The sequence below is a fragment of the Pedobacter sp. P26 genome (genome assembly GCF_050632135.1).
Classification (GTDB): Bacteria; Bacteroidota; Bacteroidia; order Sphingobacteriales; family Sphingobacteriaceae; genus Pedobacter.
Map to the genome: position 1 here is coordinate 5,782,110 of NZ_CP192574.1, position 15,022 is coordinate 5,797,131.

Here is a 15,022-nt window from a genome sequence, read left to right on the forward strand (position 1 = left end):
GTCAAAGTTGGCAATTTTCAGTTGGCAGTTAGATATAAGCTGCCAACTGAAATTGTTGACTGAGAACTGAAAACTAATAACTGAGAGCTGGCTCGTGTTTAACCGGAAAATTTAGTGAATTGGCAATAAAACACATTTTATTGGCTTCGTGATGCAGAGATGCTGCAAGTTCGTAATGTGCCTTATCAGCTATTAAAACCTGGGGGTGAAGGGTAACTTCTCTAAATCTTCCGCTTCCATCAGCCAATTCTTCCATTGTACCTACTGCCTCATCTTTATAATCGATCACTACGATTTCGTTTTTAGAGCATAAATGTAAATACCAGAGCATGTGACAGCTGGAAATCGAGGCCAATAAGAGGTCTTCAGGGTTATATTTAGATTTATCGCCCAAAAAGGCAGAATCTGATGATCCCGAAATATCCGCCTTGCCTTTTACTGAAATAATATAATCGCGATCGTACGAACGGTAATCCATTGTGCCCGAGCCTTTATTGCCCGTCCAGGTAACTGTGGTTGAATATAAGTGATCTTTCGGCATGATAAAATTGGTTAGATTGTATTGCCAATTTAAGAAAATAAAATTACTTTTTTGAAACCATCGGGTTTTATCGCTTAGATGTACCAATGGCTAAAAAGATAAATAATTAATTTTGAAAATGAGGGTTCGGCAGTGCTTCGGTCCCGAAAGTCCTGCTATCTCTCCAAGTCCTCGCTGCGCTGTGGGCTTTCCGTTCTATCAGGTTTAGCTAACAAAGGCTTACCCAGCCCATACGCAAAAGAACTTCAGGAAGTCTTTAGGTAACCTTAAAGATTTTCGACCCCAGTAAGGTATTTATCTTTCTGTAAAATTATGAGCTGATTTCGTGTCCTTTTGAAATCAAGAATGATTTAAGCAGATCATATGTACTTTCGTCTGCTTCAATATTAATTCCCATATTGTTTTCCATATACAAACATTCAAAACATATATTAAGTGCGGAAACAACTTCACGATCTTTATTGTAAAATACGATAGCATCCCTGTAAATAGGCGCACACATCCATGCAGGCATATTCGCAACGTCGATTTCCAAAATTCGAATCAATGTGATTCCCTCAGCATCAGCACATTGAAATGAACTAATTTTTCTTGAAGAAGGATTTATTTTTTTATCCGGACCAGTAATACGTTGATCATGCCAGGATATTGTATCAGAATTTCTATTCGTTTCAAAGTAATAAGTATTTAGCTGAAAGGAATAGGTTTCAACATATTCGAAATCGATACTTTTAATATAATCTCTTGAATTAATAGCTTGATTTGCCATACAGAGACTAAATCTTACGCAGTTTATCCGCTAAAACTTCCGAAATCTTACGATACGAATCAAACGTCCAGCCACCCACATGTGGCGTTAAAATCACTTTTTCGTTATTTTTTAATTCATCATACCAGGGCTGTTCACCCAAAGCAGGAAATTTCTCAGTTTGTAAAACATCTAAACCTGCGCCCAAAATCTTGCCGCTTTTTATGGCATTTAGCACCGCAGGTGTATTTACAATTTCGCCGCGGGCCGTATTGATAAAGAAAATCGGCTTTTTAAAATGAAAAAAATATTCTTCATCCATCATTTGCTTCGTTTCGGCCGTTAATGGAATATGTAAGCTCAGCACATCACTGTATTTTACAATTTCTTCCATACTCACCTCACGGGCAAAAGCATCGCTAAAACCTGTTTTATATTTATCATAAGCCATTACATCCACTTCGAAACCAGCCAGTTTTTTCGCAAAACTCTGTCCCATAAAACCATAACCAATAATGCCAACCTTTTTGCCTTTCAGTTCGTAACCGCGGTTCCCTTCACGGTCCCAAACACCATTTCTGATTTCCATATCCGCCCTGCGGAAGTTATTCATCAAAGATAAAAGCAAGCCGGTGGCATGTTCACCAACAGCATCACAATTGCCTTCGGGTGCATTAATCAGCTCTATATTTCTTTCAAAGGCGATTTTCTCATCAATATTATCCAAACCAGCCCCTGCCCTGGCTACAAACTTTAAATTTGGAGCGGCAGCAAAAATTTCGGCATCTATCCTAAATTTCGTCCTTACGGCAATACCAGTATAGTCTTTTATTTTATCTAAAGTTTGTTGACGCGTAATCTGCGGTTCATCATCAACCTGGTAACCCATCGCAGTTGCCTGTTCTTTAAATACAGGATGCAGGTCATCAACAATTAATATCCTTTTCATAATAAGCAAAAGTAACATTTTACAGATTGATCAATTGTAATATTCTATCATTGCTGCTGGCAAAACTGAAAACTGCTATTTACGAACTGCAAACTGTAAATTAGCCCACAAAAATATTACTATAAAATGGCTGTAATAAAATAGTTACGGCCCATTTATTAAACTTACTTGCCGTTACTTTGTCTCCCTTTATAAAAACACACGAAATTTAATTTTTAATGAAACTATTTCAATACAGAACAATACAGATTATCCTATTACTGCTCACCTTTTCATTTAGTCTTTTTGCACAAACAGGCGGAAAAGCAAAAATTACCGGAGTACTCAAAGATGCCAAAACACAAGAAACCATTCCTTTTGCAACGGCAGTCTTAATCAATAAAGCCACAGCAAAAAATGCCAAAATAATTCAAACAGATGTGAATGGTGCATTTGTAATGACAGAAATCCCTACAGGGACTTTTACCTTTAAAATCAGCTTCGTTGGTTACCAAACCATGGTTAGGGACAATGTAACGATTACCGCAAGTACGGGTACCTTAAATTTTGGCGACATTAAAATGAATGCGGCAAAAGGTAATGTATTAAGCGAAATTACCGTGACCGGCCAGAAACAGGGTATGCAAATGGGCATTGATAAAAAGATTTTCGCAGTAGATCAGAGTGTAATCAGCGAAGGGGGTTCTGCTGGCGATTTATTGCAGAATATCCCTTCCGTTTCTACCGATATGGATGGCAATGTGAGTTTACGCGGCTCTGCGGGTGTTAAAGTATTAATTGACGGAAAGCCATCTTTAATTGCCGGTGGTAATGTAGCACAGATTCTTCAATCCATTCCTGCCAGTTCCATCGAAAGTGTTGAAGTAATTACCAATCCATCAGCAAAATACGATGCTGAAGGCCAATCAGGTATCATTAACATTGTACTTAAGAAAAATACAAAACTTGGATTTAATGGTTCACTTGCTTTAACAGCAGGTAACCGTGATAATTATAATGCCAATACCAACTTAAGTTTTCAAAACAGTAAAGTAAACATTTATGGAAACTATGGCTACCGTTATGGAAACCGCGTGGGTGGTGGTTTTCAGGATATTTTTTATAAGCCAGATACACTTGTAACACGATTTGCCAATCAGAATACCGTTTCAAAATCATTAGATAAAGGACATAATGCCAAAGCGGGTATTGACTATTATTTAGCACCTAAAAGTGTAATCAGCTTATCTGGCGGTTTCAATTCAAGGGAAAATGAACGCAATGACTTGCTTAATATCAGACAGTTGAACATCAATCAATCTCCTGTTTTGTTAAGTACCAGAACCAACAATACTGATGGTTATGGCAGTAGTTATGATGCTAATTTGGATTATGTGCAGAAGTTTAAGAAACCGAAAGAGGAGTTAACTTTTAACTTCGGTTACTCGTATGGCACCAATAATAACGATCAATATTACAGCACCAATACTACTAACCGCAATGGTGTACCCATTGACGAAACCTTAAGTTTACAGCGTGTATTTAATACAGGTAATAACACCAACTATAATATTCAGACAGATTATGCCCTGCCAGTAGGTAAAGCGGGTAAAATTGAAGTAGGTTACCGCAGCCAGATCCGCTTAGGGAAAAATGATCAATATGCAGATTCGATCCTAACCAACAGCACTATCTACATCAGCAACAACAAGTTGATTAATGGTTTTGATAGTAAAGATCAGGTGCATGCCCTGTATTTCAATTACCAGAACCAGATTAAAGATTTTGGTTATCAAATAGGTTTAAGGGGAGAAGATGCACGTTTAGATACACATTTAGAAGGTTATACGAATAATGTATTAACCACTGCCGAAGGAAACATTCATTACAAAAGGATATACCCAAGCGTATTCTTAACACAGAAACTAAAGGGCGATAACCAGATTCAACTGAGTTATACCCGTCGTGTAAACCGACCACGTCCATGGGATACCAATCCATTTTTGGATGTTTCTGACCCCTTAAACTACAGAGGCGGTAACCCTAATTTATTACCTGAGGATGTACACTCTTTTGAGTTGGGTTATAGCAAGTACTGGAAAAAAGTAACCTTAACTTCAAGCTTGTATTTCCGTCAGACCAATGATGTAATCCAACGCGTAAGAAGTACACCAGTTAATGGGATTATTACCTCAACCCCTCAAAATTTAACAAACCAGATTAATAGCGGTTTAGAATTAATTGGCCGCTTTGACCTGATTAAAGCTTTAAACTTTACCACAAACGTAAACTTGTACCAGGCAAAGTTTGCTGGTGATGCACGATTTGACATTCCATCAAGCAGTGGCTTTAGCTGGAACGCCAACCTGACCGGAAATTTAACGGTAGTTAAGAGTTTATCTTTACAGGTGCGCGGCGACTATAGGGCACCAGAAGTGATGGCACAGGGAAAACGTAATGCGATGTATGGGATTGACGGGGGAGCCAAATACGATTTCCCTAACAAAAAAGCATCTTTAAGTTTCAATGTCAGAGATGTCTTTAATACCAGAAGATGGAGCATGACCACCGAAGACAGAGCCACAATTGTTGATTTTGAACGCCAGTTTCAAGGAACAATGGGGAATTTAACTTTCTCTTACCGCTTTGGAAAAACCACATTTACCGGTACTAATAAAAAGAAAAAGAAGATCAGGACAACCGTCCTGATGAAGGATCATTCTAATTTAACCAAGGGTGCTTAGAAAAAAATCTAAGCACCTTTTTTTGTTCTACATTTTCTCCTTCCTTAAAAACCATAGTAAGTTATTATCTTGCACCATGGAAGAAACTAACCCCTGGAAAACGCTGGAAAGTGAGGTAAAATACGATAATAACTGGATTCGTTTAACCGAACACCAGGTCATTAATCCATCTGGTGGGCAAGGAATTTATGGTACCGTTCATTTTAAGAATTTGGCCATCGGAATTCTTCCTTTGGATGAAAAATACAATACCTGGCTGGTTGGCCAATATCGGTACGCCCTAAATGCCTACAGCTGGGAAATTCCCGAAGGCGGAGGACCATTCCATGAAGCGCCATTAGAAAGTGCAAGAAGAGAATTACTGGAAGAAACGGGTATGAGTGCCAGAAACTGGAAAGAGATACAAAGAATGCACTTATCCAATTCTGTGAGCGATGAACTGAGCATAATCTATGTTGCTACTGGTTTAATTCAAGGTATCGCTATGCCAGAAGAAACGGAACAACTTGTGGTAAAAAAATTGTCCTTTAATGACGCTTATCAAATGGTACAAAATGGAGAAATTACTGATTCGATGAGCGTAGCCGCAATCTTAAAAGCCAAACTGATGATAATGAATGGCGAATTGTAACCGGGGGAACCACCAAATGTTCCTAACGGAACATAAAAATATTATATACTTTTTCTACCGGGCATATGTCCCGATGGGACATTGCATTGATTAAATATTAAAATTATTTATATTAAATTGCTGAAACAAACCCTAAATATTAATCACCCAAAAAACTAATGGTGTCACAGAGGGATGTCGGCTTATTATTTTTTTTAACAGTGGGTTCTTATAAAAATTCTCCTAACACCTAAAAATATTGCATCAGCACTTGTCCTATAGAGCCATTTGTTTTAAATTGCTAGTGCAATCCCTAAATATTAAATCATCCTAAAATTAATAATGTCCAGTATGGACATTTCCTCGGTAGAAATTGCAGACGGCAATTTTCGTTCCGTAGGAACGTTTGATTATGATTTAAATTTAGAAGGCTATGCCAAATACCTATACCCAATTACACATTCAGTTTGTTTTTGCAGTTAAATTTCGTGCTTCATTAATTCATCTGGAATGGAAATAAAGGCTATTAAAATATCTCACAGGAATATTTCAGGCAAATAACCATAAAATGATACAGACTAATTGTATGCCCGATCATATTCACATTTTTATTGGTATGCGGCCACATCAGTCTATTTCTAGCCTGATTCAAAATGTAAAGACAGAAAGTTCTAAATGGATTAATGACCAGCGATTTTGTAAAACAAAATTTGCCTGGCAAGAAGGTTATGGTGCATTTTCATATTCGAAAAGCCATATTCAACAGGTCATCCAATACATTCAAAATCAGGAACAGCACCATAAAAAGGAGAACTTTTTACAGGAGTACACCCGTTTCTTAAAAACGTTTGAGATTGAATACGAAGAAAGATACATCTTCAAAGAACCAGAATAATTTATTATTATCTTTGCCCTCTATTAAATCAACCAGATGAGCAAGCTTTTCGGCTATATTTTAAGCCCTGTTTTTTATATTTTCTTTGGTTTAACCCTTTGTATATTCCACCCTATACAATGGCTTTGTTTTAAGCTTTTTGGCTATAAAGCGCATAAAGTTTCGGTAGATATCCTTAACTTTTTCCTAACCTACTGCCAGGTCTTTTTATTCAATTCAATCAGTTTTAAAAATGAATACGATTTACCAACAGATAGACCAATTATATTTGCCGCGAACCACCAGAGCATGTACGATATCCCTTCGTTAATTTGGTTTTTAAGAAAACACAGTGCAAAATTCATCTCTAAAATTGAGCTTACCAAAGGCATTCCGTCAATATCCATTAACCTGCGTTTAGGTGGCGGTGCAAACATCAACAGGAAAGACAACAAACAGGCCATCTCTGAAATCATCAAGCTTGGCCGCAGAATGAAAGAGAATAACTGGAGTACTGTTATTTTCCCGGAGGGAACCCGGGCAAAAGATGGTCAGTTAAAAACTTTCCAATTTGGCGGTATTGCTACCATATTAAAAGTTGTACCTAATGCTTTAGTGGTTCCGGTGGCCATAGAAAATTCGTGGAAAATTGTCCGCTTTGGTATGTTTCCGTTAACCACAGGAAATGCCTTAAAATGGACGGTTTTAAAGCCAATAGAACCTGGCGCAAAAACTGCAAATGATATTACTTTGGAAGTAGAAAACGAGATCAGGAAAGTTCTAGGTCAGCCGATGCCGCAGCCTGCTAGTTTGTAATTTTATTAATCACCTTAAGTATTCTTCGACTCCGCTACCATAGATAGAATTCCATAGAACGGTCGTCATCTCGACTATAGCGCAGCGAAATGGAGAGATCTATCTAAACAGATTCTCGTAAAATATTCGTTGTTTCTGTGAAATTCGTCGCAACACAGTGGTTAACCGGTTAAGCGCTAGACGCCTAAAGCCAATCGCTCTAAATATTTTTGTTCCCAATCACCCTGAAAAATTCATCGCGGTAAGTATCTCCAACCGGGATAATTTTTTGGTTAATGGTAATGCGGCTACGCTCAATACTTTCAATCTTATCAACCGCCACAATATAAGATTTATGCACCCGGATAAACTGACTTTGAGGCAAAGCTTCTTCCATCTTCTTCATGCTCTGAAGCGTAATTACACGTTCGTCCTTTGTAAATATCGAAATGTAATCTTTTAAGCCTTCTATGAATAAAATATCGTGCAGATAGATTTTTTGAATCTTATGTTCCGTTTTTACAAAAATATAATCCTGAACCGGGTTTGGTGCACCTGAAAATGGTGCTGGCGTAATAATCGGCTGGGCCACACTGGCAGGCGTTTCAACCGGCTTTACCTGATTGTGAACTTTTTCTACCGCTTTATAAAAACGGTCGAATGCAATTGGCTTTAACAGGTAATCAGAAACATTCAGGTCGTAACTTTCTAAAGCGTACTGCGGGTAAGCGGTAGTTAATATGTAGTGGCATTTATTGCCGGCAATTTTTAAAAACTGGATTCCGGTTAACTCAGGCATCTGAATATCTAAAAACACAAGATCAATCCCTCCGCCCTGAACAATCTGCAAAGCTTCAATAGGGTTTTCGCATCTTTTAACCATAGTTAAAAAAGGTACTTTAGATATATAATCCTGTAAAATATCAAGCGCTAGAGGCTCATCATCAACAACAATACAGTTTAAGTTCATTTTAGGTTATTATTTAATTAATGATTTATTATCCGGTTTATGGTTAGTTATCGGATTATATGTCAATCATCAGTTCACAGGTATAATGAGTAGCCGAATTTACAACATTTAATTTATATCTATCAGGATAAACCAATTGTAACCGCCGTTCTACATTGGTTAAACCAACTCCTCCCTGTGCATCTTTATTCTGCTGGTTCTTTTTATTCACTACACTAAAATGCAAAATTTTCTGATTGGCAATGATATTGATTTTAACTGGTTCTGCAGGATCAGTTACTACGCCATGCTTAAATGCATTTTCTACAAACGAAATCAACATTAGAGGAACAATTTTTTGATTATCAATTTCGCCGTTTAAGGTAAGCTCTATATAGGCCCCATCTTTAAACCTAATTTTTTGCAGTTCGATATAACTGGTTAAATAATCTACCTCCTTACTTAACGCTACGGTTGGCGTGTTGCTTTCGTAAATCATGTAGCGCATAATTTCTGAGAGCTTCATAATGGCATCGGCTGTTTTATCTGATTTCTGATAAGCCAGCGAATAGATATTGTTAAGCGAATTAAAAAGAAAATGAGGGTTTAACTGCGATTTTAAAAACTGAAGTTCCATTTCGCGACGCTCACTTTCTAAATTACGCTGAATCCTTTCGCTTCCAAACCAATCAATAGTAAACTTGATAATACAGCTACTGATCATAAAAAAGCCGCCAACAAAAGCTTTACCTGCAAAATATTCATTCACATTATATTCTGCCTTTCCACCTCTCACCATCATCATATCTGATGGATATAAAACTGCAACAACTGTCTTAATTAAGGCAAAAACTGCAATCATCAGAAAAAAAGCAAAAACATAAAGCCAATACTTTTTTCTTCTCTTAATGAGTTCAGGAATTAAAAAAATGTAGTTGATGTAGAAAAGTGAAACATTTAGGATTCCAAATACACCAAATGAGATGAACTCCCGCTTCAGCGTTATTCCAGAGCCAGTTGTTATCACGATAACAACTGCACCTATTAATATAGTTGCCCAGAAAATACTGTGCAATATTAAAGCTCCCTTACCTTCTTTCATTACAAATTGTTTTACCAGAAATAACAGCTGCCCATATATATTTTAGAACCGCTTTTTTCATGCATCCAAAATAAATAAAGTTTTATCGATTTACTTACACAATCTACCAACGGGCTTTTTTTCTACCAACGGCCCAATAGGCAAATTTTATCGACAAACGCCAAAAATGTCTGTTGATCTAGAATCTTGAACACTTGGTATAATAGATTTTAGCAGGTTATTTTTCTTGAGTTTCTTTGAATCATCAAAACGAAAACAAAATGAAAACATCATCAGTAATCAACTTAAAAAATCAAACAGTAATTACTGATGGTCTTTTCTCAACCTCTCAAATAAAACTATCGATCATGAAAAAGTTAGCAAACACATCGCCATTTTTACTTTTATTATTACCTGTATTTATGATGATTATTTTAACGCTTACCGTTAACACCAATCAGAATGATGCAGAAATAGCTGTAAAAACAACAAAACCATCTGGTTCTGTTGTGAAACAGGCAACTGCCATTTTCAAATAGGAATAATGGGTAATTACGCTATCGAAACCGTAGGTCTAAACTTTAACTTCGGCAACCAGGCCATAGTAAAAGATTTATCCTTACAAGTCCCGAAAGGGAGCATATATGGTTTTTTAGGCCCGAATGGGGCTGGCAAAACAACCACTATAAAAATCCTGCTGAACCTGCTGAAGTCGCCATCCGATCAGGTTTTTATATTTGGCAAGGAAATAAACAATAATCGTATAGCGATTCTTAAACGCATAGGTGCTTTAGTAGAACAACCAGCCATTTATGGTCACTTAACAGGAAAAGAAAATCTGGTTAACCGTTGTATCTTGTTAGGCATTAAAAAATCAAAAGCTGATGAAATGCTGTCGCTTGTGGGCCTGGCAGAAGCAGCAAATAAAAAAGCCAACAAATATTCGTTAGGCATGAAACAAAGGCTTGGCATTGCGCAGGCACTAATTTCAGATCCGGAATTACTTCTATTGGATGAGCCTACCAATGGCTTAGATCCAAATGGGATTATCGAGATTCGGAACCTTATGATCGATTTAGCCACAAAACACCAAAAAACAATATTGGTTTCAAGCCACTTATTGGCAGAAATAGAAAGAACAGCAACCCATGTTGGCATTATAAATAAAGGCCAATTATTATTTCAGGGTACGATTGGAGAACTTCATTTATTGAGCAAACCCATGCTCGAAATCCAGGTTGACAATATTGAAAATGCAAGCGCCTTATTAGTAAAACAGGGATATGAAATCGTATCAAAAACCGATAAGATAATTACTATACCATTTGCTTCTTCGCAAAAAAGTGGAGAACTAAATACATTACTGATCCAAAATGGTTTTACGGTGAGCAGTCTTTATCAGCAACGAAAAGATCTCGAAAATTTATTCCTGGATATTACTAAAACCAATTAATATGCACGCTCTTTATATTTCATTAGTATCAGAATTCTACAAATCCAGAAAAACCCTGGCCTTTTGGGCAGCTATATTGTTACCCGTTATTATTTGCGGGTTAATCAGTTTTGGTTTTTATTCAGACGCGGAGAAAATCATCGCCAACCATTATCCTGCAATGCTCTTATGGGCACATTACAGTGGCGCAGCACTCGGTGTAATGGGATTCTTAATAATGCCCTTCAATGTCATATTTATGGCCTTTTCGGTCAATAACATCGAACACAAGAACGACACCTGGAAAATGTTATTTGCCCAACCCTTAAATAAATTTTCAATTTATACTGCAAAATACCTGTATGCTATATTGTTAATATTCATCTGCCTGCTCTTATTTGCTACACTTACCTATGCCTTTGGCCATTTATTACAGATATTGGTTCCTAAGTTTAATTTTAATCAATATAACCCACTAAATATTCTGATTAACTCCTACGTTAAATTATTTTTAGCTTCTCTAGGCATTTTATCCCTGCAGTTTATATTAAGTTTATTATGGAGCGATTTCCTTAAACCCATGGGCATTGGCTTTGTTGGCACCATCATGGGCATTATTACGGCAAACGTAGGCTGGAAATACGCTTACCTTATTCCCTATTCTTTGCCAACGCTGGCTTTAAGAATAACGAAAGTAAAAAAAGGTGCTGATCCGTTAGCTTTCCCTGTTTTTACGCAAGAAATATGGACAAGTTTGATTTATGCTTCGGTTCTTTTCATCATTGGTTATTTTATCGTAACCAAAAAGAGCATAAAGTAATCTCCCTTAAATCACCAACAGAATTCAAGAATAAATTAATTACACAAATAAAACATACCTACAAAGAAAAGCCTGCTAATTTGACTTTAGTATCAAATAGCAGGCTTTGTTGTTTAGACTGAGAGGTTATATGTATCTTTTACTCTTATAGAGATAATATTTTTTCTTTGAATGCCCAGACAATTAATTGATAAGAATTTTTAAGATCGAGCTTTCTTACCATATTTCTTCGGTGGGTATTAACCGTGTGCTCGCTAATAAAAAGCATTGACCCAATTTCTTTACTATTGTAGCCCATTGATAACAGGTGTACAATTTCAACTTCCCTTTCGCTAATCGAACTATGATTTTCCTGCAATAGGATATTATTTATCATTTTGAGAGAATTTAGTGGTGAATGTTACTAATAATCAAAGCTTTATTAAAAAACAGACTTATTTTGACATAAGTCCAAAATGTTTGTTTTCATGGGATAGACAGTATTTATTTTACAATCGCAAAATATTTAGTTGTAATTGCATACCAAAAATAGTGGTAGGGCGCAATTTGATGTTAATGCAAAACACCCTAAATTGGAGGGTATTTTTACGGTATTTTGGATTGTTAAATTCAATTATGTATGTCAAAATATGATAAGGACATTTTCACTTTCAAATTCCTTAAAATGATTATTTAGGCACTAGGCTGTATGTATTCACCCGATAAGAATTCCGGTATCTCTATTTTTAAAAAAAGAGTTCTCAGCTTTGCGAACTATTTTTTTATCAATGTAATTTTTATAAGTTAAGACTTTACTAATTATATAGACTTAAATCAATTGTTTAGCGCCAAATAAACAAAAATGCATAATTTAGTTTCTTAATTTATCAATCAAATAATGTTCGAAAAAGACGCTAAAAACAGTACAACAAATACAATACCTGTAGGTATTGCCAGCCAAATGACGGCAGCTTTCCGCAAAAGCCAAAACGCAGAAAAAGGTACTTTTACCGAAGCAGCCTGGTTTCCTGCAGAACAAATTACTTCATTAACAAAAAAATTAGAAGAATTTGGAGGGGATGGCGTTAGAATATATTTTGGAAGGTATACTGATGATATCATTGATCAGATCAACAAACTTGAATATGGTGATAAAATCCCTGCTAATTATGCTGAAATGAACACATTACTTCTTGTGGTAACCAAAATAATTGATGGCAAGCCCCGAGTAGATTATTTTATAGATAATGACGATATCTATGGAGGACCTGTTCCGGCACCTACTGATCCTTATAACAGATCCTCACTATGTCCGCAAGTTTGTGATGACAAAAGCCCATTAATGTATGATTAAATAGATGACAGCGAAAACCGCCACGCATTTTGATATATTAAATAGCTTAAAATTTATTCTCCCAACCAGCAGTTCATATGCAGAACTGCTGTGCCTTATTTGTGCAATATACTTTTTAGCCAAGGACAAATCAACATTTTGGCTAATAACGATATGCTATATGGCCATAGTAATGTTGACCGAAATAGTTGGAAGGTATTTTGCTATAACCTATCATACGAATTTATGTGTTTACAATATTTATACAATATTTGAGGTTTCTTTCATCACTTATGGCTTTTTTACTTTTATAAAACAATACGCAAATATAAAGTACTGGTTAACTGCAGCGTATGTAGCAACAATCATAATATATACAATATTTACTCTTATGTATGGTATAAACATTTACAATGCTTTTACAATAAGTATAGCTTCTGTGGTTTTTGTAATCTATGGCCTATTATATTTTTATTTGTTGCTCAAAGACGAAAATTATATTGATTTAAAGTTTCACCCTGCATTTTGGTGGGTCGGCGGAACATTAATATTCTATTTTGGAAGTACACTTGCCAATTTTTTTGATGATATTATTCAGCAAAAATTCTTAGGAAAATATAACACCCGGGTAATAATCTATACAACACTAAATCTTTTTTATATGGCTTTTGGGCCTATTCATTTATATGCAGAGCTCGTCAACGGAAAACATGTCCCTAATAATACTGGCATCATTTGTTTTTCTTTTGATGCCAATATTTCTACTACTTTATATCCGATTATACAACCGGCACAAAAAGAACCATTTTCTGGAAAAGCAGAATATGCAGCAAAAATTTGAGTCTGAAATGCTTCAAGCCAGGGTTGAAGTACAAGATCAAACGATGCAAAGTATAGCTACAGAATTACATGATAATGTTGGCCAGTTGCTCAGTCTTACCACACTCACCTTAAACTCTGTAAATTTAAACGATAAGGAAAAAGCCATAAAAAAATTGATAATTCATTAACACTTGTTAATAAATCCATTAAAGAATTGAGGGAGCTGGCCAAGCTTTTACATGGAGAGCAACTGGTAGAAAATGGTATTGGCCATGCGATAGATCAGGAAATTAACTGGCTTAATAAGGCAGGAACGTATGAACTAAAAGTTAATAACCAATTGGTAGATCTGAGGATCACATCTCCTGATAAGGACCTGATCATTCTTCGTTTATTGCAGGAAATCATCAATAATATTATAAAACATGCTCAGGCAGAACGTATACAGATCGATTCTTATCTTGAGCATAATACTTTACATTTAAGGGTGGCCGAGAATGGTATAGGCTTTGACCCGGATATCGTTAAAACTAAAAAATCGGGAATGGGGCTTAATTCTATTTATAAAAGAATTGAGATGATCAATGGAAAATTAGCACTAAATTCGGCTCCTGGCGAAGGCACATCTATTTCAATTGAAATCCCCTACCCCTAATTATGCAGAACCAAAGTATCTCTATTGCAATTGTTGATGATCACACCCTTTTCCGCTCCGGACTAGCTAGTTTATTAGCAGAATTTGAAGATATAGAAGTCATGTTCGAAGCCATTAACGGAATCGATCTTCAAACTAAAATTAATCAGCACCCTGAAGTTCAGCTTATTTTAATGGATATTAACATGCCAGTAATGGATGGTTTTGCTGCCACCAAATGGGTTAAAGCCAACCATCCTAATATTCATATACTTGCACTAAGCATGCTTGAAGATGAAAAAGCAATAATTGGAATGCTCAAAGCTGGTGCCGGAGGTTATATGCTGAAAGAATCTACACCATCTGATTTATTAACGGCCATTAAAGTAACTGTAGACAAAGGGTTCTATGTAAATGAGCTTGTATCGGGCAGGCTTTTGGTGGCTTTAAAAGACAATAGTATTAAACCAACATTTTCTGAAAGAGAGCTTACGTTTCTGCAACATTGCAGTACTGAGCTTACCTATAAGGAAATTGCTGACCTCATGAATGTTAGCCCCCGCACAGTTGACAACTATAGAGAATCTCTTTTTGCCAAACTAAATATTAAGTCGCGCACCGGATTAGTGGTATATGGCATCAAAAACAACCTGATTATCATCTAGCCTAAAAATCACATAAATATCTGATTAACAATTAAATAAATGATAAAATTTTACAATTTTTTCGCAA

17 protein-coding genes are annotated in these 15,022 nt (G+C 36.1%); 11 read left to right on the forward strand and 6 right to left on the reverse strand.

From position 1 onward, the window contains the following. Positions 1-73: 73 nt before the first annotated feature. The 3 genes from ACQ86H_RS26915 to ACQ86H_RS26925 form a co-directional block, all read right to left on the reverse strand. Positions 74-541: an OsmC family protein gene (locus ACQ86H_RS26915; RefSeq protein ID WP_138819598.1), complete on the reverse strand. Its 468-nt coding sequence runs from the start codon at positions 539-541 to the stop codon at positions 74-76. Positions 542-851: 310 nt separating this feature from the next. Continuing rightward, positions 852-1,310 (reverse strand): hypothetical protein, encoded by a 459-nt coding sequence (locus tag ACQ86H_RS26920; RefSeq protein WP_431293080.1) that lies wholly within the window; start codon positions 1,308-1,310, stop codon positions 852-854. Positions 1,311-1,317: 7 nt separating this feature from the next. Further along, entirely contained in the window at positions 1,318-2,238 is a 921-nt protein-coding gene (locus tag ACQ86H_RS26925; RefSeq protein WP_431293081.1) for an NAD(P)-dependent oxidoreductase, read from the reverse strand. A 218-nt stretch (positions 2,239-2,456) separates the two neighbouring features. Between ACQ86H_RS26925 and ACQ86H_RS26930 the strand changes: the two genes are divergently transcribed. The 4 genes from ACQ86H_RS26930 (at position 2,457) to ACQ86H_RS26945 (ending at position 7,261) form a co-directional block, all read left to right on the forward strand. Then, on the forward strand, positions 2,457-4,961 hold the full coding sequence (locus ACQ86H_RS26930; RefSeq protein ID WP_431293082.1) for a TonB-dependent receptor domain-containing protein: 2,505 nt from the start codon (positions 2,457-2,459) through the stop codon (positions 4,959-4,961). A 76-nt stretch (positions 4,962-5,037) separates the two neighbouring features. Continuing rightward, positions 5,038-5,592 carry an NUDIX domain-containing protein gene (locus ACQ86H_RS26935; RefSeq protein ID WP_431293083.1) on the forward strand — a complete coding sequence of 185 codons (555 nt, stop codon included), beginning with the start codon at positions 5,038-5,040 and terminating at the stop codon, positions 5,590-5,592. Positions 5,593-6,139: 547 nt separating this feature from the next. Next, positions 6,140-6,466, forward strand: a complete 327-nt coding sequence (locus tag ACQ86H_RS26940) for a transposase (RefSeq protein WP_431293084.1) — start codon at positions 6,140-6,142, stop codon at positions 6,464-6,466. A gap of 36 nt (positions 6,467-6,502) precedes the next feature. Beyond that, a complete protein-coding gene (locus tag ACQ86H_RS26945) occupies positions 6,503-7,261 on the forward strand; it encodes a lysophospholipid acyltransferase family protein (RefSeq protein ID WP_138819592.1) in 759 nt (252 codons plus the stop codon). A gap of 199 nt (positions 7,262-7,460) precedes the next feature. Here the strand turns inward: ACQ86H_RS26945 and ACQ86H_RS26950 are convergent, their stop codons facing one another. After that, complete coding sequence (locus ACQ86H_RS26950; RefSeq protein WP_138819591.1) at positions 7,461-8,210, reverse strand: LytR/AlgR family response regulator transcription factor; 750 nt, start codon at positions 8,208-8,210, stop codon at positions 7,461-7,463. Positions 8,211-8,265: 55 nt separating this feature from the next. Continuing rightward, complete coding sequence (locus ACQ86H_RS26955) at positions 8,266-9,291, reverse strand: sensor histidine kinase (protein WP_246862689.1); 1,026 nt, start codon at positions 9,289-9,291, stop codon at positions 8,266-8,268. 347 nt (positions 9,292-9,638) lie between these two features. Between ACQ86H_RS26955 and ACQ86H_RS26960 the strand changes: the two genes are divergently transcribed. The 3 genes from ACQ86H_RS26960 to ACQ86H_RS26970 are packed head-to-tail and all read left to right on the forward strand — an operon-like array spanning position 9,639 to position 11,522. Then, a complete protein-coding gene (locus ACQ86H_RS26960; RefSeq protein WP_168202544.1) occupies positions 9,639-9,809 on the forward strand; it encodes a hypothetical protein in 171 nt (56 codons plus the stop codon). A 5-nt stretch (positions 9,810-9,814) separates the two neighbouring features. Continuing rightward, positions 9,815-10,723 (forward strand): ABC transporter ATP-binding protein, encoded by a 909-nt coding sequence (locus ACQ86H_RS26965; protein ID WP_138819590.1) that lies wholly within the window; start codon positions 9,815-9,817, stop codon positions 10,721-10,723. Between the two features lies 1 nt (position 10,724). Beyond that, positions 10,725-11,522: an ABC transporter permease gene (locus ACQ86H_RS26970; protein ID WP_431293085.1), complete on the forward strand. Its 798-nt coding sequence runs from the start codon at positions 10,725-10,727 to the stop codon at positions 11,520-11,522. Positions 11,523-11,667: 145 nt separating this feature from the next. On the opposite strand, the gene ACQ86H_RS26975 is transcribed toward ACQ86H_RS26970, so the two are convergent. Next, the gene (locus ACQ86H_RS26975) at positions 11,668-11,898 is read right to left on the reverse strand and encodes a response regulator transcription factor (RefSeq protein WP_138819588.1); all 231 of its coding nucleotides are present in this window, start codon (positions 11,896-11,898) and stop codon (positions 11,668-11,670) included. Positions 11,899-12,399: 501 nt separating this feature from the next. Between ACQ86H_RS26975 and ACQ86H_RS26980 the strand changes: the two genes are divergently transcribed. The 4 genes from ACQ86H_RS26980 to ACQ86H_RS26995 all read left to right on the forward strand — a co-directional run bounded on the left by ACQ86H_RS26980 (position 12,400) and on the right by ACQ86H_RS26995 (position 14,955). Beyond that, positions 12,400-12,855, forward strand: coding sequence for a hypothetical protein (locus ACQ86H_RS26980; RefSeq protein WP_138819587.1), 456 nt, complete (start codon positions 12,400-12,402; stop codon positions 12,853-12,855). 4 nt (positions 12,856-12,859) lie between these two features. Continuing rightward, a complete protein-coding gene (locus tag ACQ86H_RS26985) occupies positions 12,860-13,675 on the forward strand; it encodes a hypothetical protein (RefSeq protein ID WP_431293086.1) in 816 nt (271 codons plus the stop codon). A 195-nt stretch (positions 13,676-13,870) separates the two neighbouring features. After that, complete coding sequence (locus ACQ86H_RS26990; protein ID WP_431293087.1) at positions 13,871-14,311, forward strand: sensor histidine kinase; 441 nt, start codon at positions 13,871-13,873, stop codon at positions 14,309-14,311. A 2-nt stretch (positions 14,312-14,313) separates the two neighbouring features. Further along, complete coding sequence (locus tag ACQ86H_RS26995; protein WP_138819585.1) at positions 14,314-14,955, forward strand: response regulator transcription factor; 642 nt, start codon at positions 14,314-14,316, stop codon at positions 14,953-14,955. Positions 14,956-15,022 lie beyond the last annotated feature (67 nt).